General features: G+C 70.3%; 20 protein-coding genes and 1 riboswitch. Of the genes, 9 read left to right on the plus strand and 11 right to left on the minus strand.

The window, feature by feature from the left end:
* Window positions 1-46: 46 nt before the first annotated feature.
* From ACP4E5_RS17550 to ACP4E5_RS17575, 6 genes are all read left to right on the plus strand, one after another.
* Window positions 47-313, plus strand: a complete 267-nt coding sequence (locus ACP4E5_RS17550; protein ID WP_425829742.1) for a DUF3311 domain-containing protein — start codon at window positions 47-49, stop codon at window positions 311-313.
* Entirely contained in the window at window positions 310-1,935 is a 1,626-nt protein-coding gene (gene mctP / locus ACP4E5_RS17555) for a monocarboxylate uptake permease MctP (protein ID WP_425829744.1), read from the plus strand. The genes ACP4E5_RS17550 and mctP overlap by 4 nt, the downstream gene beginning before the upstream one ends.
* A gap of 104 nt (window positions 1,936-2,039) precedes the next feature.
* Window positions 2,040-2,540, plus strand: coding sequence for a GNAT family N-acetyltransferase (locus ACP4E5_RS17560; protein ID WP_425829746.1), 501 nt, complete (start codon window positions 2,040-2,042; stop codon window positions 2,538-2,540).
* Window positions 2,541-2,603: 63 nt separating this feature from the next.
* Window positions 2,604-2,734: riboswitch (cobalamin riboswitch) on the plus strand.
* A 127-nt stretch (window positions 2,735-2,861) separates the two neighbouring features.
* The gene (locus ACP4E5_RS17565; protein ID WP_425829748.1) at window positions 2,862-5,213 is read left to right on the plus strand and encodes a ribonucleoside-diphosphate reductase subunit alpha; all 2,352 of its coding nucleotides are present in this window, start codon (window positions 2,862-2,864) and stop codon (window positions 5,211-5,213) included.
* Window positions 5,213-6,232 (plus strand): ribonucleotide-diphosphate reductase subunit beta, encoded by a 1,020-nt coding sequence (locus ACP4E5_RS17570; protein ID WP_425829750.1) that lies wholly within the window; start codon window positions 5,213-5,215, stop codon window positions 6,230-6,232. Before ACP4E5_RS17565 ends, ACP4E5_RS17570 begins: the two co-directional genes overlap by 1 nt.
* A gap of 79 nt (window positions 6,233-6,311) precedes the next feature.
* Window positions 6,312-7,136: a class I SAM-dependent methyltransferase gene (locus ACP4E5_RS17575; RefSeq protein WP_425829752.1), complete on the plus strand. Its 825-nt coding sequence runs from the start codon at window positions 6,312-6,314 to the stop codon at window positions 7,134-7,136.
* Here ACP4E5_RS17575 and ACP4E5_RS17580 read toward each other — a convergent pair.
* Window positions 7,118-7,285, minus strand: a complete 168-nt coding sequence (locus ACP4E5_RS17580; protein WP_425829754.1) for a hypothetical protein — start codon at window positions 7,283-7,285, stop codon at window positions 7,118-7,120. The genes ACP4E5_RS17575 and ACP4E5_RS17580 overlap by 19 nt on opposite strands.
* Before the next feature lie 94 nt (window positions 7,286-7,379).
* Here ACP4E5_RS17580 and ACP4E5_RS17585 point away from each other — a divergent pair, with 94 nt between their 5' ends.
* Window positions 7,380-8,342, plus strand: a complete 963-nt coding sequence (locus tag ACP4E5_RS17585) for a helix-turn-helix domain-containing protein (protein WP_425829756.1) — start codon at window positions 7,380-7,382, stop codon at window positions 8,340-8,342.
* Between the two features lie 23 nt (window positions 8,343-8,365).
* On the opposite strand, the gene ACP4E5_RS17590 is transcribed toward ACP4E5_RS17585, so the two are convergent.
* From ACP4E5_RS17590 to ACP4E5_RS17635, 10 genes are all read right to left on the minus strand, one after another.
* On the minus strand, window positions 8,366-9,751 hold the full coding sequence (locus ACP4E5_RS17590) for a cytochrome P450 (protein ID WP_425829758.1): 1,386 nt from the start codon (window positions 9,749-9,751) through the stop codon (window positions 8,366-8,368).
* On the minus strand, window positions 9,748-10,893 hold the full coding sequence (locus tag ACP4E5_RS17595) for a terpene synthase family protein (RefSeq protein ID WP_425829760.1): 1,146 nt from the start codon (window positions 10,891-10,893) through the stop codon (window positions 9,748-9,750). Before ACP4E5_RS17595 ends, ACP4E5_RS17590 begins: the two co-directional genes overlap by 4 nt.
* Window positions 10,894-11,184: 291 nt before the next feature.
* Entirely contained in the window at window positions 11,185-11,838 is a 654-nt protein-coding gene (gene def / locus ACP4E5_RS17600; protein ID WP_425829762.1) for a peptide deformylase, read from the minus strand.
* Window positions 11,839-11,911: 73 nt separating this feature from the next.
* Window positions 11,912-12,892, minus strand: coding sequence for a tetratricopeptide repeat protein (locus tag ACP4E5_RS17605; protein WP_425829764.1), 981 nt, complete (start codon window positions 12,890-12,892; stop codon window positions 11,912-11,914).
* 114 nt (window positions 12,893-13,006) lie between these two features.
* Entirely contained in the window at window positions 13,007-14,245 is a 1,239-nt protein-coding gene (locus ACP4E5_RS17610) for an HD-GYP domain-containing protein (RefSeq protein ID WP_425841430.1), read from the minus strand.
* A 56-nt stretch (window positions 14,246-14,301) separates the two neighbouring features.
* A complete protein-coding gene (locus ACP4E5_RS17615) occupies window positions 14,302-15,642 on the minus strand; it encodes an HD-GYP domain-containing protein (RefSeq protein ID WP_425829766.1) in 1,341 nt (446 codons plus the stop codon).
* 136 nt (window positions 15,643-15,778) lie between these two features.
* Window positions 15,779-16,075: a mycothiol system anti-sigma-R factor gene (gene rsrA, locus ACP4E5_RS17620; protein WP_351338991.1), complete on the minus strand. Its 297-nt coding sequence runs from the start codon at window positions 16,073-16,075 to the stop codon at window positions 15,779-15,781.
* The gene (locus ACP4E5_RS17625) at window positions 16,072-16,737 is read right to left on the minus strand and encodes a sigma-70 family RNA polymerase sigma factor (RefSeq protein ID WP_425829768.1); all 666 of its coding nucleotides are present in this window, start codon (window positions 16,735-16,737) and stop codon (window positions 16,072-16,074) included. Before ACP4E5_RS17625 ends, rsrA begins: the two co-directional genes overlap by 4 nt.
* 244 nt (window positions 16,738-16,981) lie before the next feature.
* Window positions 16,982-17,620 carry an alpha/beta hydrolase family protein gene (locus ACP4E5_RS17630; RefSeq protein ID WP_425829770.1) on the minus strand — a complete coding sequence of 213 codons (639 nt, stop codon included), beginning with the start codon at window positions 17,618-17,620 and terminating at the stop codon, window positions 16,982-16,984.
* 27 nt (window positions 17,621-17,647) lie between these two features.
* Complete coding sequence (locus tag ACP4E5_RS17635; protein WP_425829772.1) at window positions 17,648-18,463, minus strand: SOS response-associated peptidase; 816 nt, start codon at window positions 18,461-18,463, stop codon at window positions 17,648-17,650.
* Window positions 18,464-18,523: 60 nt separating this feature from the next.
* On the opposite strand from ACP4E5_RS17635, the gene ACP4E5_RS17640 reads away from it, so the two are divergent.
* Together ACP4E5_RS17640 and aroA are read left to right on the plus strand one after the other, a co-directional pair.
* On the plus strand, window positions 18,524-19,225 hold the full coding sequence (locus ACP4E5_RS17640) for a M50 family metallopeptidase (RefSeq protein WP_425829774.1): 702 nt from the start codon (window positions 18,524-18,526) through the stop codon (window positions 19,223-19,225).
* Between the two features lie 36 nt (window positions 19,226-19,261).
* Window positions 19,262-20,587, plus strand: coding sequence for a 3-phosphoshikimate 1-carboxyvinyltransferase (gene aroA, locus ACP4E5_RS17645; protein ID WP_425829776.1), 1,326 nt, complete (start codon window positions 19,262-19,264; stop codon window positions 20,585-20,587).
* Window positions 20,588-20,592: the final 5 nt, after the last annotated feature.

Here is a 20,592-nt window from a genome sequence, read left to right on the forward strand (position 1 = left end):
ATGAGATAAGTGGGATCTCTGATGAGTGAGGGGACGGAGCCGCGTCATGTCCGATGCGCCTGAAGTGAAACAACCGGTGGTCACGCCGGTCCGCGTGATCATTGCACTCTGTCTGGTCGCACCGTTCGTCGCGATGCTCTGGGTCAGCTCCTACGCCAAGGTCGAACCGACGCTCATCGGCGTCCCGTTCTTCTACTGGTACCAGATGCTCTGGGTGCTCATCTCCACCGCGCTCACGATGATCGCGTACAAGCTGTGGCAGCGCGATCAGCGCGCCCGTAAGTCTGCTCAGTCGGCTGGAGGCCAGGCGTGAACGGCGGGGTCAACGGTGTCGCGCTCACCGTCTTCATCATCTTCTTCGTGGCCGTGACGGTCATGGGCTTCCTCGCGGCGCGCTGGCGGAAGGCCGAGAATGACGCCTCGCTGGACGAATGGGGCCTGGGCGGCCGCTCGTTCGGCACCTGGATCACCTGGTTCCTGCTCGGCGGCGACCTCTACACCGCGTACACCTTCGTGGCCGTCCCCGCGGCGATCTACGCGGCCGGCGCCTCCGGCTTCTTCGCGGTGCCGTACACGATCCTCGTGTACCCGCTGATCTTCACGTTCCTGCCCCGCCTGTGGTCGGTCTCGCACAAGCACGGGTACGTGACGACCTCGGACTTCGTGCGCGGCCGCTTCGGCTCCAAGGGCCTCTCGCTCGCGATCGCGATCACCGGCATCCTCGCCACGATGCCCTACATCGCGCTCCAACTGGTCGGCATCCAGGCCGTGTTGGACGTGATGGGCGTCGGCGGCGGCGACGACACCAACTGGTTCGTCAAGGACCTGCCGCTGCTGATCGCCTTCGCCGTGCTGGCCGCGTACACGTACTCCTCGGGCCTGCGGGCCCCGGCGCTGATCGCGTTCGTCAAGGACGGCCTGATCTACCTCGTGATCGCGGTCGCCATCATCTACATCCCGATCAAGCTGGGCGGCTTCGAGCACATCTTCGCCGCGGCGAGCGACAAGTTCGACGCGGCCAACAAGGCGGCGGGCAAACCGGTCGCCGGGCTCGCTCCGGGCTCATCGGGTACGTGGACGTACGCGACGCTCGCCATCGGCTCCGCCCTGGCGCTGTTCATGTACCCGCACTCGATCACGGCGACGCTCTCCTCCAAGAGCCGCAACGTGATCCGCCGCAACACCACGATCCTGCCGCTGTACTCGCTGATGCTGGGCCTGCTCGCGCTGCTCGGGTTCATGGCGATCGCGGCCGGGATCAAGGTGCAGAACGGGCAGTTGGCGATTCCGCAGCTGTTCGAGGACATGTTCCCCGACTGGTTCACGGGCGTCGCGTTCGCCGCCATCGGCATCGGCGCGCTGGTCCCGGCGGCCATCATGTCCATCGCCGCCGCGAACCTGTTCACGCGCAACATCTACAAGGACTTCATCAAGCCGGACGCGACGCCCGCGCAGGAGACCAAGGTCTCCAAGCTGGTGTCGCTGCTCGTGAAGGTGGGCGCGCTGGCCTTCGTCCTCACCATGGACAAGACCGTCGCCATCAACTTCCAGCTGCTCGGCGGCATCTGGATCCTGCAGACCTTCCCGGCCCTCGTCGGCGGCCTGTTCACGCGCTGGTTCCACCGCTGGGCGCTGCTCGCCGGCTGGGCGGTCGGCATGGTGTACGGCACGCTCGCCGCGTGGGGCGTCGCGTCGCCGACGCAGAAGCACTTCGGCGGCTCGTCGGCGGAGATCCCCGGCATCGGTGAGATCGGCTACATCGGCTTCACGGCGTTCGTCCTCAACGTCGTCGTCACCGTCGTCCTGACCTTCGTCCTGAAGGCGGTCAAGGCCCCGGACGGCGTCGACGAGACGACCCGCGAGGACTACACGGCCGACGCGGGCGACAAGGGCGTCCAGGTCGACCTGCCGATCACGGCGGGCGCCGGCCACTAGTCGAGCCGTACACGCGCGTGTCGGGCCCCTCCCCCGCGGAGGGGCCCGACGCATTTTCCGGAAAGCGTTGCGACCAGGGCCGGGGGTCGCGTAACCATGGCGTCGTGATCAGAACAGTGCGCCCCGATGAGTACGCCGCGCTCGGCGAGTTGAGCGCCCGCGCCTATCTCGGCAGCGGCCTCCTCGCGTTCGGCGAGGACGACTGGTACGCCGCCGAACTGCGCGACGTCGAGAAACGCGCGCGGCAGGCCGAGGTGCTCGTCGCCGAGGACCCGGAAGGCCGGGTCCTCGGCGGCGTCACCTACGTCTCCTCGCACGACCACCCGTACGCGGAGCTGGCGCGCCCCTCGGAGGCCGAGTTCCGGATGCTGGCCGTCGCCGTCGAGGCACGCGGGCAGGGCGTCGGCGAGGCGCTCGTGCGGGCCGTGATCGACCGGGCCCGCGCGGCCGGCAAGACCGCGGTCGTGCTCTGCACCCAGCCGCTCGCGACCGCCTCGCACCGCCTCTACGAACGCCTCGGCTTCACCCGGATCCCGGACCGCGACTGGGCCCCGATCCCGGAAGTGACGCTGCGCGCGTACGAGTTGAAGCTGGCGGCCGACTGAGGGATTGGGCGCGGGAAAGGAACACCGACACAACATATGGGGCTGCCACGAGGACCCGACACAACATGTATGCTCGCTCTCGCTGTCACCACAGGGGAATCCGGTGCGAATCCGGAACTGTCCCGCAACGGTGTGCGTAGGCGTACAAAAGCGCTCACGCGAGTCCGATGACCTGTCGACGGCACGCCCGAGCCGACCGGCCCGGGCGTCGACGACGTCCGGGCCTCGCGGAAAGGGCCGGTGGACGAGGGCCCGCGTTTGCGCGCCCGCGCTGCCACCTCCTCCCCGCAGGCCTCGAGCCGAGCGAGGGAGAGCCTCAACGTGACCATCGCGCCCGCCGAACCGGTCTCAGCCACCCCCCAGGACGGCCCGGGTGCAGCCCTGCTGCGCACCCTGACCGAGCTGACCGCCGATCTCCCCGACGCCGACCCCGGCCGGATCGCGGCGGCCGCGCTGCGTGGCCGTTCGGCGCGGGCCGATGAGGCCGAGCTGCGCGATCTCGCCACCGAGGCCGCGGCCGGGCTGATCTCCGAGGACCCCACCTACTCCCGGCTCGCCGCCCGCCTCCTCACCCGCTCCATCACCGCCGAGGCCGCCTCGCAGGGCGTCACGTCCTTCACCGAATCGGTCGCCGTCGGCCACCGCGAGGGCCTGATCGCGGACCGCACGGCCGAGTTCGTACGCGTCCACGCGGCGCGCCTCGACGCGCTCATCGACACCGCCGGCGACGACCGCTTCGGCTACTTCGGCCTGCGCACCCTGCACAGCCGCTACCTGCTGCGCCACCCGATCACCCGGCAGGTCATCGAGACCCCGCAGCACTTCATGCTGCGCGTGGCGGCCGGCCTCGCGGAGGACGACAGCGTCCGCGCCCTGGACGAAGTCGCCTCCCTCTACGGCCTGATGAGCCGCCTCGACTACCTGCCCTCCTCCCCCACCCTCTTCAACTCCGGCACCCGCCACCCCCAGATGTCGAGCTGCTACCTCCTCGACTCCCCGCTCGACGAGCTCGACTCGATCTACGACCGGTACCACCAGGTCGCCCGCCTCTCGAAGCACGCGGGCGGCATCGGCCTCTCGTACTCCCGTGTACGCAGCCGCGGTTCACTGATCCGCGGCACGAACGGGCACTCCAACGGCATCGTCCCGTTCCTGAAGACGCTGGACGCCTCGGTCGCCGCCGTGAACCAGGGCGGTCGCCGCAAGGGCGCCGCGGCGGTCTACCTGGAGACCTGGCACGCCGACATCGAGGAGTTCCTGGAGCTGCGAGACAACACCGGCGAGGACGCGCGCCGCACCCACAACCTGAACCTCGCGCACTGGATCCCCGACGAGTTCATGCGCCGGGTGAACGCCGACGAGCCGTGGTCCCTCTTCTCCCCCGCCGACGTACCCGAGCTGGTCGACCTGTGGGGCGAGGAGTTCGACGCCGCGTACCGCAAGGCCGAGGCCGACGGGAAGGCCCAGCGGACCATCCCCGCCCGCGATCTGTACGGCCGCATGATGCGCACCCTCGCGCAGACCGGCAACGGCTGGCTGACCTTCAAGGACGCCGCCAACCGCACCGCCAACCAGACCGCCGAGCCCGGCCACACCGTCCACTCCTCCAACCTGTGCACGGAGATCCTGGAGGTGACGGACGACGGGGAGACGGCCGTCTGCAACCTGGGTTCCGTGAACCTGGGCGCCTTCGTGTCCGGTGGTGACATCGACTGGGAGCGCCTCGACGAGACGGTCCGTACGGCCGTCACCTTCCTCGACCGCGTCGTCGACATCAACTTCTACCCGACCGACCAGGCCGGCCGCTCCAACGCCAAGTGGCGCCCGGTGGGCCTCGGCGCGATGGGCCTCCAGGACGTCTTCTTCAAGCTGCGCCTGCCGTTCGACTCGGCGGAGGCCCGCGCCCTGTCCACCCGCATCGCGGAGCGCATCATGCTCGCGGCCTACGAGGCGTCGGCCGACCTCGCCGAGCGGAACGGCCCCCTTCCCGCCTGGGAGAAGACCCGTACGGCACGCGGCGTCCTGCACCCCGACCACTACGACGCGACGCTCACCTGGCCGGAGCGGTGGGCCGCCCTGCGGGAACGCATCGCCGACGTCGGCATGCGCAACTCGCTCCTCCTGGCCATCGCGCCCACCGCCACGATCGCCTCCATCGCCGGCGTCTACGAGTGCATCGAGCCGCAGGTCTCCAACCTCTTCAAGCGGGAGACGCTGTCCGGCGAGTTCCTCCAGGTCAACGCCTACCTCGTCGAAGAGCTGAAGAAGCTGGGCGTGTGGGACGCGCAGACCCGCGAGGCGCTGCGCGAATCGAGCGGCTCCGTCCAGGACTTCACGTGGGTCCCGGACGACGTCCGGGCCCTCTACCGCACGGCGTGGGAGCTCCCGCAGCGCGGCCTGATCGACATGGCGGCGGCCCGCACCCCGTTCCTCGACCAGGCCCAGTCCCTGAACCTCTTCATGGAGACGCCCACCATCGGCAAGCTCTCCTCGATGTACGCGTACGCCTGGAAGTCGGGCCTGAAGACGACGTACTACCTGCGCTCGCGCCCCGCGACGCGCATCGCACGGGCGGCGGGCAACAGCACTGTCCCCGCGCAGACGGCCACGCCCGACCCGGAAGCCGTCGCCTGCTCCCTTGAAAACCCCGAGTCCTGCGAGGCCTGCCAGTAATGACCACTTCTTCCTCGGACAAGAACCTCCTCGACCCGGGCTTCGAACTCACCCTGCGCCCCATGCGCTACCCGGACTTCTACGAGCGCTACCGCGACGCCATCAAGAACACCTGGACCGTGGAGGAGGTCGACCTCCACTCGGACGTCGCCGACCTCGCGAAGCTGTCGCCGGGCGAGCAGCACATGATCGGCCGCCTGGTCGCGTTCTTCGCGACGGGCGACTCGATCGTCGCGAACAACCTGGTCCTCACCCTGTACAAGCACATCAACTCCCCCGAGGCGCGGCTGTACTTGAGCCGCCAGCTCTTCGAGGAGGCCGTGCACGTCCAGTTCTACTTGACGCTGCTCGACACCTACCTCCCGGACCCGGAGGACCGGACGGCGGCGTTCGCGGCGGTGGAGAACATTCCGTCGATCCGCGAGAAGGCCGAGTTCTGCTTCAAATGGATGGACTCGGTCGAGCAGCTGGACCGCCTGGAGTCCAAGGCGGACCGACGCCGCTTCCTCCTCAACCTGATCTGCTTCGCGGCGTGCATCGAGGGCCTGTTCTTCTACGGGGCGTTCGCCTACGTGTACTGGTTCCGCTCGCGCGGCCTGCTGCATGGCCTCGCCACCGGCACCAACTGGGTTTTCCGCGACGAGACGATGCACATGAGCTTCGCGTTCGACGTCGTGGACACGGTCCGCAAGGAGGAGCCGGATCTCTTCGACGACGAATTGCAGCAGCAGGTCACTGACATGCTCAAGGAAGCCGTCGAGGCCGAGCTGCAGTTCGGGCGGGACCTGTGCGGCGAGGGCCTGCCGGGCATGAACACCGACTCGATGCGCCAGTACCTGGAGTGCGTCGCCGACCAGCGCCTCCAGCGCCTCGGCTTCGCGCCGCTCTACGGCTCGGAGAACCCCTTCTCCTTCATGGAGCTCCAGGGCGTCCAGGAACTGACCAACTTCTTCGAGCGGCGCCCTTCGGCCTACCAGGTCGCGGTCGAGGGCTCGGTCGGGTTCGACGAGGACTTCTGACCGCAAGCAGGCCGAAGGCCCGGCGGACGGCACATATGGGGATGCGCCACCCGCCGGCCCTTCGCCACAATTTCGAGGCATGACGGCACCCCAGGTCGCAGACGAAGTCATCGCCTACTACTCCACCCGCTACGACGAGCACGCCCGGCTGGCCTCGTCCGCCGCCGGCATGCTCGAGCTCGTCCGAACGCAGGAGCTGTTGAGACGGCACCTGCCCGCCGCGCCCGCGAGCGTGCTCGACGTCGGCGGCGGACCCGGCGCGCACGCGCGCTGGCTGGTCGAGGACGGGTACCGCGTCCATCTCGTCGACCCGGTGGAGCGGCACGTGCGGGAGGCGGCGGACGCCGGGTGCACGGTCGAGGTCGGTGACGCCCGGGAGTTGGGCGCCGCCGACTCCTCGTACGACATCGTGCTGCTGCTCGGACCGCTGTACCACCTGCCCGAACTGGCGGACCGACAGCGGGCGTTGAGGGAGGCGTTGCGAGTGGTGCGGCCCGGCGGGGTGGTCGCCGGGATCCAGCGCTACGCGGCGCTCTTCGACCACGTGTCGCACGGACGGCTGCATCTTGACGGGCGGGAGGAACGGTCGGGGCGGGTTCTGGCGACCGGGGTGAACGAGGGGCGGGAGTTCACCTTCGCCTATTTCCACCGGGCCGAGGATCTGGCGGCGGAGGTGCGGGGTGCCGGGTTCGAAGGCGTCCGGCTGTACGGGGTGGAGGGGCCCGGCGACGCGCTCTTGAAGGCCGTCGAGACCGCGACCGGGCACCAACTCCCCATGGAATCCGGGCTGTTCAGGTCGGCGCTCGCTGCGGCCCGGATGGCCGACGCGCACCCGGAGCTGCTCGTGGCCGGCTCGCATCTGCTGGCCTTCGGGCGGCGGCCCGCTCAGGCCACCCTCTCGTAGCGGACGTGTCGGCTGTCGGTGCTCCGCGCCGCGGCGGCGGCCCGGAGCTGGCGGTCGATGCGGCGGTCGTGCGCCATGCCGTACAGGGAAGGGGCGGCCAGGAGGAGGAAGACGAAGAGGACGGCGAGGTAGTTCATCGCTGTGTTCATGTCCTCCACTCTCCGCCCGCCCGCCGCCACGCGGCAGTGGCAGGACCGCCAGCAACCCTCGAATTACTGCCACGGCTGCGGCATACTGCCGAGCATGCTGAAAAACGTGGCCGCAGTGCTGCTCGACGGCGTGCACCCCTTCGAACTCGGCGTCGTCTGCGAGGTGTTCGGCCTCGACCGGAGCGAGGACGGACTGCCTGTGTACGACTTCGCGGTGGCCTCCGCCGCGGGTCCGACGCTCGGCACGCACGTGCCGGGCATGACCGTCTCCACGCCCTTCGGGCTCGAACGCCTGGAGGAGGCCGACCTCATCACGGTCCCGGCCGCGGTGGAGCCGCCCGGCGGGTTCCCGCCCGCCCTGCTCGACGCGTTGCGGCGCGCCGTCGACCGGGGCGCGCGCGTCCTCAGCGTGTGCTCGGGCGTGTTCGTACTCGGCGCGGCGGGCCTGCTCGACGGGCGCCGCTGCGCGGTGCACTGGCGCTACGAGCGCGAGCTCGCCACCCGGTTCCCGCGCACCCGCGTCGACACCGACGTGCTGTACGTCGACGAGGGCCCGGTGATCACCTCCGCCGGGACGGCCGCGGGCATCGACGCCTGCCTGCACATCGTGCGGACCGAGCACGGCGCCGAGGTCGCCAACGCGATCGCCCGTCGCATGGTCGTTCCGCCGCACCGGGACGGCGGGCAGGCCCAGTTCGTGGAGCGCCCGCTGCCGGCGACGCGCTGCGACACGGTGGGCGAGGTGCTGTCGTGGATGGAGCGGCACCTGGACGAGACGGTCACCGTGGAGGAGCTCGCCGCGCGGGCCCACATGTCCCCGCGCTCCTTCGCTCGGCGCTTCCAGCAGGAGACGGGGACGACGCCGTACCGTTGGTTGCTTCGCCAACGGGTGTTGTTCGCCCAGGAGTTGCTGGAACGCACGGACGAGACGGTGGACGCGATCGCCGCGCGCGCCGGGTTCGGCAACGCGGCGGCGATGCGCCATCAGTTCATGAAGGCGCTGGGCACGACGCCCAACGCCTTCAGAAGGACGTTCCGCGTACGGCTCGCGTCCTAGCGTCCGGACCGGTCACCGGACGCTCAACTGCGGGCCCGCACGCGCAGGTTGCCGTTCTTGGGGCCGATGGTGATCCCCAGTTTCGCCGCCGCGTCCGTCTCGGGAACCTTCTCGAAGCGCCACCGGGACGCCAACGTGCCCAGGATCAGGGACAGTTCGACCATGCTGAAGTGATCGCCCGGGCACTTGCGGTTGCCGGTGCCGAACGGCTGGTGCGCCACGTTCGCGGCGTCCGTGACACGCTCGGGCAGCCAGCGGTCGGGGTCGAAGACGTCGACGTCTTCGAACGAGCGCGGGTCGTGCTGCATCGCGTACGGACTGTAGATGATGTCCGTCCCGGCCGGAATGCGATACTCACCGAGCACCGTATCGACCGCCGATATGCGCGTGAATATCCACACGCTGGGGCGAATACGCATCGACTCGGTAACGAGATTCCGCATATATGCGAGATTCCCGAGGTCACCGAAAGCCACCGGCCTGACGCCACCGGTAGCCGATTCAACCTCCTCGTACAACCGGCTTTCGTGGTCGGGGTGTTCGGCGAGGAGTCCGAGCGTCCATGCCAGCGTCTTGGAGACATTCTCGCCTCCGGCCAACAGGAGGGCGAGAACCTGATCGTGGATCTCTTGATCGGTGACCGCTTCCCCGTCATCGTCGTGCGCGTCGAGCAATGCCGCGAGAAGGTCCCCCGTGTCGATTCCTTCGGCCGCCTGGGCCCTTCGCTCGACGATGATCTCGTCGACCATGCGGTGCAATTCGGCCATCGCGCGCTCGAAGCGCCGATTCGCCGGCAGGGGCAGCCGGTACAGCGGACCGAAGGAAAGGATCATCCGCCGGTACATGCCGGCGAAGACCGTGCCCAGTGTCTCGCCGAGGCGGTCCGAGCGGTCGTCCTCCGCGTCGATGTGCAGCATGGCGCGGGCCGTGATCCGGGCCGCCAGGCGGAACATCTCGGCGTTGATGTCGACGGTCTGCCCGTCCTGCCAGCGGTCGGCCGCGGCCTGCGCCTCCTCCGCCATCAACGTGGCGTAGTCGGCCATCCGCTCGGCCCGGAACGCGGGCTGGATGGCGCGGCGCTGGCGCCGGTGCTTCTGCCCGTTGCTGCTCGCCACGCCCTCGCCGAGGAGCACCTCGAGGGTGTCCCACATCGCGCCGCCGACGAGGAAGTCCGGGCTCTTGAGGAGCTTCTCGACCAGTACGGGGTCGCAGACCGCGAAGACCGTCTTGGGGCCGAGCCGCAGCCGGACCACGTCCCCGCCGTCGCGCAGCCGGGTCAGGAAGGCCAGCGGGTCGCGGAGCATCTGCGGGACGTGGCCGAGCAGCGGCGCGCCGCCGGGTGCGAGCGGCGGCAGCGACGCTCCCGCCTGGCCGGGCGCCGGGGGCGGCAGCGTGGATTCCACAGTCATGCGCACTCACCTGCCTGTTCGGGGATCCGGTCGGGGATCCGGTGGGGAGCCTGCCTCGGGACGCGACCCGTGCCGGGCGCGGGGGCGCCGCCGACGGGCTCGTCGCTGACGTACGGCGGGTTGCTGCGGTCCTCCCAGTCGTCGACCTGATATCGGCCGGATTCGTGGTGGAACCAGTAGACGGAACTGAACCAGTTCCGCATGTTCTCCAGACACGACCTCATGGCCGCGGAGAGTTCTTTCCCTTTTTCTCCGAGCGTCTCGACGCCGTCCGCGATATTCCCGACCTCGATTTCCGCCTCCAGGAAATCGTCGACACACCCGAGGACGCGGCGACGTACTTCCGCCGAGGCTTCGGCGACGGAAAGTCCCTCATGCTCGATGAGACTTATGCCGAGGTTGTGGAATTCGTTCCCCGCGAGTTCCTTGGGGAGTGAACACAGGTCGTTGTACCAGGCGGAGAAGTCCTGGACGGCAAGTGCCGCACGCATGAACGCCGGCGTTCTGCGCACCCATGCCGGGAGTTCGTACTGCGCCGTCGCCTCGAGCAGATCTATCCAGATCCAGTGCGCGAAGGTCTGCCGACGCAACTCTATGTACGCGTCGACATCGGGGACGGTCCCCGTCGTGCGGTTCCTGAACTCCTGGTCGTATGCGTCGATCACCGGGTGGAAATGGCGGGCGAACCGCACGTTCCAGGTGTGGCTCAGCGAGCCGTAGAACCGCTGGAGGCAGTCGGCGAACCCCGCGACCAGCGGATCCCTGTGGTCCAGGTGGAGCTCGGGCGCCTCGGTCGCCGCGTGCAACTGGGCGACGAGCCGCCGCCAGGCGTCCGCGCGGCCGTGGATCACGTCACGGTCGTGCCGGTCGTCCCAGGCGAAGAACCACGCGCTGTAGTCGCTGATCGTCGCGAGCAGTTCGTCGGGTGCGCCGATGTAGTAGCCGGCGACGAGGTCCGAATAGCACAGGCCGTCGGCATACTTGGCCACCTTGTCGGGTGGCATGAGCTCCATTTCCAGGAGCCAGGACCTGGTCCTTCCTTGGAGCTTCGGCCAATACGGGTGCAGCCGACGAGGAAACCGACCCTCGACGACCGGAAGCGCCACAGCCGCCGGTACCGGCGTATGTGAGAAAGCAGGCACGTAGTAACCCCTCTCTGTGGCCTGCAGCGCGCGCCTCCCGCTGTGCCGGTCGCGCGCCGTTGTGTTACCCCGCGCTTTCTATTCAGCACCATAACTGACCGCCTTGGGAACGGATTTGCTCCCCTCACTACCCCCCACTTCCTGATTCTTCACGTGCCATGACCGGATTCGGGCGGTACGCGGCCGGGTCCCCTGCCCCTTCCTGAGCATGCGAACGGCGCCCGGACGGAAGTCACTTCCGCACCGGACGCCGCGTGACGCCTCAGTTCCCCCACGGGGAACGGCAGTTGCTCAGTCGTTGGGGACCACCGGGTAACGCGGCGTCCCCTCCTCCATCTGCTTCAGCGCGCCCTTGCGCTCCCGCTTCGACAGCCGGTCGATGTACAGGTAGCCGTACAGGTGGTCGGTCTCGTGCTGCAGGCAGCGCGCGAAGTAGCCGGTGCCGCGCACCGTGATCGGGTTGCCCTTCTCGTCCCGGCCCTCGACCACCGCGTAGTCGGGGCGGGCGAGTTCGGCGTACGCCGTCGGCACGGACAGGCAGCCCTCGTTGGAGTCGTCGAGGCGGCGCTGCTCGGCGGGCAGCTCGCGCAGGACCGGGTTGCAGACGACGCCGGTGTGCCGCACGCCGTCGTCGTCCGGGCAGTCGTACACGAAGACCTTCAGGTCGACGCCGATCTGGTTGGCGGCGAGGCCCACGCCCTCGGCGGTGTGCTGGCTCGCGAACATGTCGTCGACGAGCTTCGCCAGCTCGTCGTCGAACTCGGTGACGTCCTTGCACTCCTTGTGCAGCACCGGGTTCCCGACGACGGTGATCGGCCGCGACGTGCCGCGCTCCCGGTACGCCGCCTCCCGCGCCTCGCAGTCCTCGGTGTCGATGACGAAACCCTCGTCGTCCACGGGGAGGACCCCATCGGTGTGCTGCTGATCGGTGTCCTGCTGAGCCATGACGGGCGCGAGCCTTCCTGGGAAACGGGGTGAGAATGCTGGTTAACAGGGTACGGGGGCTCCGCGGCGCGGCTCAGCACACCTCTTCGAGGTCCCGCCAGTCCCGGGAGTCCGGCGAATCCGCGACCCACCCGTCGAGCAGCCCGCGCACCAGGGAGGCCGGCGCGGCCACCCCGCACTCCCGCTCCGGCACCCACAGCTGCCCGTCGGTCCGGTGCCCGAGGGGGCCGGGGTGCCCCGGCTCGCTGTGGTCGTGCGGATCGAGATGCGTGCCGTCCCCCTCGTCGGACGGCATCCGCGACTCGGAGCACGTCCGGCACAGCAGCCGTACGGAGGACGACCAGTCCTCGGCGGCGAAGCCCGCGTCGGCGGCCAGCCGCTCCAGCGCGTCCCGGTCGTCCTCGGTGGCGGCCTCGAGCAGCACCACCCAGGTGGGTACCGGGGAGGGCGCCCACAGCTCGATCTCGTCGAAGACCGGGTACGAGTGCCCGGACGCCGTGGTCCGCTCACCGTGCGGGACGCCGTCGTGCAGCACGACCTCACCCCAGCGCCGCCCGGACGACGGCAGCGGGATCGAGAGCAGCTCGATGCGCGCGGGGTCGAGCCTGCGCCCCCACACGACCTCCGCCTCGCCCTCCGGCGAGAGCCGTACGGCGGCGCTCCCGAGGTCCATCCCGGTCGGCTCACCGGCGGCGGCGACGCCGCCCGGCACCTTCAGCCCGTACGCCTGCCAGGCCCTGCGCGCGAGCGGCCAGTCCTGGAGCGCGGTGGCGGCGATGCCCACGTTCCACCAGTCCGGTGCCCCGCCCTCCTTCTCGAGCAGGGCGACGGCCCGCAGGCCCGTGGTGCGGGCCTGCTCCCAGTCGTGCCGGAACTTGTGCAGCAGCGCGAGGTTGAACCAGGACTCCGACAGCCAGGGCTCCAGGTCGGCGGCCCGCGTGAGCAGCGCTCCCGCGTCCTCGTACCGGCCGTCGCCGATCAGCGTGAACGCGCGATCCGTGGCCTGCCGCCAGGAGGCGGAGGGCCGGTGCCGTCCCTTGCCGAAGATCCTCACGATTCCCGCCTGCCGATACTCGAGGCTGTGCCCCCGGACTTCGAGTTCTCTGCGTTTTCTGCCTTGCTTCGCATCCAACCACGTACGGTCGGACGACCGCTCATTACCCATGGGTTACCCAACCGACCCTAGGCTCAGACCGGCCGTGGAAACCACCCTGGCCAGCGCCTCCACGACCTCTGGCTGGTAGTCGCGGCCCGTGGCCAGGCGCAGGCTCTCCAGCGCCCTGAGCGGCCCCTGTGGTCCCTGTTCCCTCACCATCTCGTCGTACGCGTTCGCTGTCCGCACAATCCGGGCGGTGAGCGGCTGCTCGCGGTACGGATCGGCCTGCCGCTCGACCACCACGGCCACCTGGGTGTCCACCCCGGTCTGGCGGACGACGGCGCCGCCGAGCAGGGCTATCCGCCGCTGCTGGGCGGGCGGCAGCGCGGCGGTGGCGCCCTCGGCCACCGGGTCGACGAGCGAGAGCTGCCCGATGTCGTGCATCAGCGCCGCGTACTCCAGCACCGACAGGTCGGGCTGGGACAGGCCCAGGTCGCGGCCGACGGCCCGGCTGAGCGCGGCCACCCGGCGGGCGTGCCCGTGCGGGGTGTAGCCGGCGATCTCGGTGGCGCGGGCCAGTGAGGTGATGGTCTGCCGGTACGTGGCCTTGACCACGGAGTACCGCCGGAACGCCAACTGGGTGAGCAGCAGCGGCAGGCTGATCAGGGGCAGCGCCCACAGCCCGGCGACGGCGACGGCGAGCGCCATGACGGCCCCCGTCGCGCACACGGCCGAGCCGATGCCGAGCATCGCCCGCAGCTCGTCGCGCAGCAGCGGGCCGAACGGCCAGCGCGTCCTGGCGTGCGCCATGGCGGCGGCGAGCACGGCGTCGCACAGCGCGGTCAGCACCAGCAGCCCGATGAGGAGCAGCGCGTAGTACGCCCCGTCGCCGAACCACTCCGCCAACACGCCTTGGTTGTAGAGCGGTTGGAAGCAGATGGCGGCGAACCCGACGGTGAGCACGCGCCGCGCCACGTGGTCGAGCGAGGCGCCCCTGCCGCGCGCCACGTGCGGTACGCAGCCGACGAGTGTGCCGGCGACGACGATCGCGACGACCTGTAGCGCGCCGTGGTGCGTGGGCCGCCCCGCGACCTCCCCGAGCAGCGCGTACGCGAGCGCCCCCGCGGACCCGAGCGGCGCGGCCTCCCGGTCCTCGGCTCCGCCCCATCGCGTGAGCTCCCCCACGGCGACGAGCACCCCGAAGGCGAGGGCGTTCCCCCGCTCGACGACGCCGTGCCAGACGGTGTCCCCGAGGGCCACGGCGGCGACCACCACGGCGATCCCGAACACCACCACGAGCACTCCGGGCACCCGCCCCGCCCTGGGCAGGTCGCTTCCTTCGGCGCCGTGCTCCGGCTCGGCCGCCGTCACAGGGACGCCGCCGGCGGAGCGGCGACGCTTTCCGGACGGGGCGGGGGCACCACCGCCTCGTCCGCCGTCACCACGGGATGCCACCCGTCCCGCACCAGCACCCGCACCAGCGCCTCCACCATCACCGGATCGAACTGCGAGCCGGCACATCGCTCCAGCTCCGCCAACGCCACCGGAACGGGCCGCGCCCGCGAGTACGTGCGTGTGGAGGTCATCGCGTCGAACGCGTCCGCGACCGCCACCACCCGCGCGAACTCCGGAATCTGCGCTCCCGCGAGCCCGTACGGATAGCCGCTCCCGTCGAGCCGCTCGTGGTGGTGCAGGATCGCGGCCCGCGCCTCACCGAGGAACGCGATCCCGCGCACCATCTCGTGCCCGTACTCGGGGTGCAGCTGAATGACCTCGCGCTCCTCGGGTGTCAGTGGTCCGTCCTTCCGCAACAGCCGTGTGGGCACGCCGAGTTTCCCCACGTCGTGCAGGATCCCGGCGAACCGCAGCGCCTCCACCCGCTCGCCCGCCATCCCGAGCTCGCGCGCGATCATCATCGACGCCTGACCGACCCGCTCGCTGTGCCCGCGTGTGTACCCGTCCTTGATGTCGACGGCCTGCACGAGCGCCCGGATCGTGGCCTGGTGGGCCGACCACTCCCGCTGGTACTGGGCGAACACCCAGCAGGAGATGTACATCGGCAGGAGCACGAGCAGCGCGGCGAGCGGACCGTACGAACTCGTCCACATCGTCGCCATCACCAGACCGGCGAGCCCGTGCGCGGCCACCGGCGCGAGCATCCGCAGGAAGAGCCCACGCCAGGCGCTGCGCACCGGGACCCGCTCGGCGGCGGCGAGCACGCCCCCGTCGAGCACGGTGAGCGCGGCGCAGAACGCGAGGACCGCGGCGCCACCGGGCACGAGCGCGTAGGGGAACCGGGGCCCGGAGAGCGCGGAGACCGCGTCGGGCCCGCCGAGCGCCCCGAAGACCTGGGCCGCGGCCCAGGAGGCGAGGGCGAGTTGGGCCGCGCGCCACACCTTGCGCAGCCACGCGGGTCGCCGCTCGACGGAGGCGAGCAGGGCGCCGGGCAGCGCGACGAGCGCGGCGGCGGCCGGTGGCAGCAGAAACGCCCCGGCGAGCAGTACGGGAAAGAAGGTACCCATCCCCTTGGGCGCGCGCCGCCCGATGAGCCGGCAGCGGCCGAGCTGCTCACATCCCGCGTAGAGGAGCGCGAGCAGGGCGACGCCGGGCCACGACGTGGCGGCGGAGAACGCGGGCGCGGCGCAGAAAGCGGCGAGAGCTGCGGTCAGGAGCACATACGCACGGGCCACGGGCGGAACCGACCGCATGCCTCAACTCCCTCCCCAAGGCGTCCAGTTCAGGGAGGATAGGACGCGTGGGAAGGCGCTCGCGCGGCATCGCGGGGATTGCCGGGGCCGTGGGCCCCGGATTCGCACGATCGGGTGAACAAGGCGCCGAAGCGGCTCAGGCGAGCGGGTTACCCATGCCCTCTTCGGGCGTGGCCTGGCCCGAGCGGATCACTTCGATCCGCCCCATGACCTTGGCCCGGAGGTCGGTGGGTACGTCGTCATGACCGCAGCACCGCTTCACCAGCTTCTTCACGGCCTGCTCCAGGCCGTACTTCTCCAGGCACGGGGAGCACTCCTCGAAGTGCACCTCGAACTTGGTGCAGTCGCTGTCCGGCATCTCGTGATCGAGGAACTCGTAGAGATGGTCCAGGACTTCACTGCAGTCCGTCTCGTGCGGCTCTCCGCAGCTCATGAGCCCGAGCCTTTCGCTTCGTTCGCCTGACCGGCACCGGCCGGGACGAGCCCGCGGTCACGGGCGTAGTCCTCGAGCATGCCGCGCAACTGGCGACGGCCACGGTGCAGCCGGGACATCACCGTACCGATAGGTGTTCCCATGATGTCCGCGATCTCCTTGTACGCAAAGCCCTCTACGTCGGCGAGATAGACCGCGATGCGGAATTCCTCGGGGATCGCCTGCAGGGCCCGCTTCACGTCCGAGTCGGGCAGGTGGTCGAGCGCCTGCGACTCGGCGGAGCGCAGACCGGTCGACATGTGCGACTCGGCCCGGGCCAGCTGCCAGTCCTCGATCTCCTCGGCGGCACTGCGCTGGGGCTCGCGCTGCTTCTTGCGGTACGAGTTGATGAAGGTGTTCGTCAGGATCCGGTACAGCCACGCCTTGAGGTTCGTGCCCTCACGGAACTGGTGGAACGAGGCGTACGCCTTGGCGTACGTCTCCTGCACCAGGTCCTCGGCGTCGGCCGGGTTGCGCGTCATGCGCAGCGCCGCCGAATACATCTGGTCGAGGAATTCCAGCGCGTCCCGCTCGAAGCGGGCGTTGCGCTCAGCAGTGCTCTCCGGGCGCTCGTCCGCCTGGCCGTGCTCGGTCCCTGCGTCGGTCCCTGTGACCGGACCCACCTCCTCAAGCGACGTCGCGGGGACGAACGAGACCCCGCTCGAATCGGAGGATAGACGACGATCCGGTCCGCCCGCCGCCCGAACAGGAGCGGTCTTGGCCGCGCTCAGCACGCTCCACTCCAGGTCAGGAGCGGTGGCACGGCTGGGGCAAGCGACTGAACCCATGCGGCGGACTTCCTCTCGTACGAACTCTGTGCACCGACAGTCCGCACAACAGCCGTACCGCTCTCAACATTCCCGGACGCTAGACGAGTGATCCGGCCCACTTCGTGACCGCGTCGGTGATGACGGCGAGGGCCTCGTCCTGGGTGATGTCGGCGCGCTTCGGGACGGCGAATCCATGGTCCCCATAGGGGACTTCGGCGAGTTCGTACGTGCCGGTCGCGGGGAACTCCGCGGGCTTCCCGAAGGGGTCGTTGCCGCCCTGGACGACGAGGGTGGGCACGCCGGCGCCGAGCAGTTCCTCGGCCCGCGACTTCTCCGGCTTGCCCGGCGGGTGCAGCGGGAAGCTGAGCGCGAGCACCGCGGCGGCGCCGAGTTCCCCCGCGGTCCGGCAGGCGACGCGGGCGCCCGCGCTGCGGCCCCCGGCGATCACCGGGAGGCCGGGCTTCTCCAGCGCTGGCCAGATCCCCCGCCACCCCTTGTCGAGCGTCTTCGGCGCGGGCGCGAGCTTCTTCCCCGCGACGCGCCAGGGCTGCTCGACGAGCGCGATGGTCACTCCGTGGGCGGGCAGGGTGGCGGCGAGGGCCACCAGGTCGCGGGCCTCGATACCGCCACCGGCGCCGTGGCTCGCGGCCAGGACCAGTTTCGGCTTCTTGGCGGGGTGCCAGGTGATGCGGGCGTCGCCGGTCTCGGTGGGGACGAGTTCAGTGGTGCTGGTCACCCGGCCATCGTGCACCGTGGGCGCCGCCTAGAACAGCGTGCCCTCCTCGGGCCCCTCCAGTTCCTTCAGCAACTCCGGCCCGTTGTTCCGCACGTTGCTCACGGCCGTGGACACCGGATACGCCTTCATCAGCCCCTCCGGAGGAGGGGCGAGAAGCGCCCGCAGGTCCTCGACGTCGGTACGCGCCGGGTCCAGCCACGCGTCCCACCGCTCCGGCGTCAGCATCAACGGCATCCGGGGGTGGATGTCGGCGAGTGACCGCGGCCCCTCCTTCGGCGCCACGCCGAGCGGCCCGGTCTCCGCCTCCGTGGTGATCACGGAGCACGTCACCCACCAGGCGAGCGGGTGCTCGTCCGGGAGCGTGCGGTCGTGCCAGAACTCGTACAGCCCCGCCATGGCGAACACCGATCCGTCCGCCGGCGTCACGAAGTACGGCTGCTTGCGCGGCCGCTTCTTCTTGCCCTCGACCTCCAGGTCGCGCTCGGCCGCCGCGGTCACCCACTCGTAATAGCCGTCCGCGGGCAGGATGCAGCGCCGCGTGGTGAAGGCCCGCCGGTACGAGGGCTTCTCGTGCACGGTCTCGGCCCGCGCGTTGATCATGCGGGCGCCGCCCTCCGGCGTCTTGGACCACGACGGCACGAGCCCCCACTTGAGCTTGCGCAGCTGGCGAACCGGACGCGGGTCGTCGGCGTCTTTCACCGGGCGGTCGAGAACCGCGTAGACCTCTTTGGTGGGAGCCACGTTGAAGTCGGCCTCATAGGCCTCCTCCGGTTCCCACTTCTCGATCTCAAAGATTCCTGCGAGATCCTCGGGCCTGCGACTCGATGCATAACGTCCGCACATACGTGCCACAGTGCCAGATGCCGACCCGCCACCGAACCCGAACGGGAGCAGCCGAAACACATGGACGCCAGCCTCTGGGACCGGATCTTCGGAACCCAGTCCGACCCCGACCAGTGGGTGACGATCGCCACGGCCGTCGTCGCGCTCGCCGTGATCGTCCCGCACAACATCTGGCGGCTGACCCGGAACGCCATCACCATCGCCCACGAGGGCGGCCACGGCCTGATCGCGCTCCTCATGGGCCGCAGGCTCGACGGCATCCGGCTGCACTCCGACACCAGCGGCCTGACCGTCAGCCGGGGCAAGCCGACCGGGCTCGGCATGATCCTGACCGCGGCCGCCGGGTACACGGCGCCGCCGCTGCTCGGCCTCGGCGGCGCGGCGCTGCTCTCGGACGGGCACATCACGCTGCTGCTGTGGCTGGCCACGGCGCTGCTCGTCCTGATGCTGGTGATGATCCGGAACGCGTACGGGGCGCTGACCGTGGTGATCACGGGCGGCGCCTTCCTCCTCGTCTCCTGGCTCGCGGGGCCGCAGGTCCAGGCGGCCTTCGCGTACACCGTCGTCTGGTTCCTGCTGCTCGGCGGCGTACGCCCCGCCTTCGAGTTGCAGCGCAAGCGCCATAGGGGAGGCGCCGGAGACTCCGACGCCGACCAGCTCTCGCGCCTCACGCACGTCCCCGCGGGAATGTGGCTGTTTTTCTTCCACGCCGTCTCACTGTGCTCACTGCTCGGCGGTGGCCGCTGGCTGCTGGGGCTGTGAGCAGGTGCCTTCCCGGGGGCCGACTAGAGTTGGGGCATGACCACGAACCCGGCCCACACCGCCCTCTGGCCCGCCCCTCTCGCGAGCGGAGCCGTCGACGCGACTGTTCAGGTGCCGGGGTCCAAATCCGTCACCAACCGGGCGCTCGTGCTCGCCGCGCTCGCCGCGGAGCCGGGCTGGCTGCGCCGCCCGCTGCGCTCCCGCGACACGCTGCTGATGGCGGCCGCGCTGCGCGCGATGGGCGTGGGCATCGAAGAAGGCGTGGGTCCCGACGGGTCCGGTGAGGCCTGGCGCGTCATCCCGTCCGGCCTTCAGGGGCCCGCCACGGTCGACGTCGGCAACGCGGGCACCGTGATGCGCTTCCTGCCGCCGGTCGCGTCGCTCGCCGACGGTCCGATCCGGTTCGACGGCGACCCGCGTTCGTACGAGCGTCCGCTGCACGGCGTGATCGACGCCCTGCGCGCGCTGGGCGCCCGGATCGACGATGGGGGGCGCGGCGCGCTGCCGCTGACGGTGCACGGCGGGGGCGCCCTGGAGGGCGGCCCGGTCGAGATCGACGCCTCGTCGTCCTCCCAGTTCGTGAGCGCCCTGCTGCTGTCGGGCCCCCGCTTCAACCAGGGCGTCGAGATCCGGCACACGGGCTCGTCCGTCCCCTCCATGCCGCACATCCGCATGACGGTCGACATGCTGCGGGCGGTCGGCGCCCAGGTCGACTCCCCGGAGTCGGGCGGCGAGGCGAACGTGTGGCGGGTCACGCCCGGCGCCCTGCTCGGCCGGGACATCACCATCGAGCCGGACCTCTCGAACGCCCAGCCGTTCCTGGCGGCGGCCCTCGTCACCGGCGGCAAGGTGACGATCCCCGACTGGCCGGAGCACACCACGCAGCCCGGCGACGCGCTGCGCGACATCTTCACGCGGATGGGCGGCGGCTGTGAACTGACCGAGCGCGGGCTCGAGTTCACCGGTTCGGGCTCGATCCACGGCATCGACGTCGACCTGAGCGAGGTCGGCGAGCTGACCCCCGGCATCGCCGCGGTGGCCGCCCTGGCCGACTCCCCGTCAACGCTGCGCGGCGTCGCCCACCTGCGCCTGCACGAGACGGACCGCCTCGCCGCGCTCACCAAGGAGATCAACGAGCTGGGCGGTGACGTGACGGAGACCGCCGACGGTCTGCACATCCGCCCCCGCAAGCTGCACGGCGGGATCTTCCACACGTACGACGACCACCGCATGGCCACCGCGGGCGCGATCATCGGCCTCGCGGTCAAGGACGTACAGATCGAGAACGTGGCGACCACCGCGAAGACGCTGCCGGACTTCCCCGACATGTGGGCCGCGATGCTCGGGACCGACCGGGCGTAGGGGCA

This window comes from Streptomyces fractus (assembly GCF_049844455.1).
GTDB classification, from domain to species: Bacteria; Actinomycetota; Actinomycetes; order Streptomycetales; family Streptomycetaceae; genus Streptomyces; species Streptomyces fractus.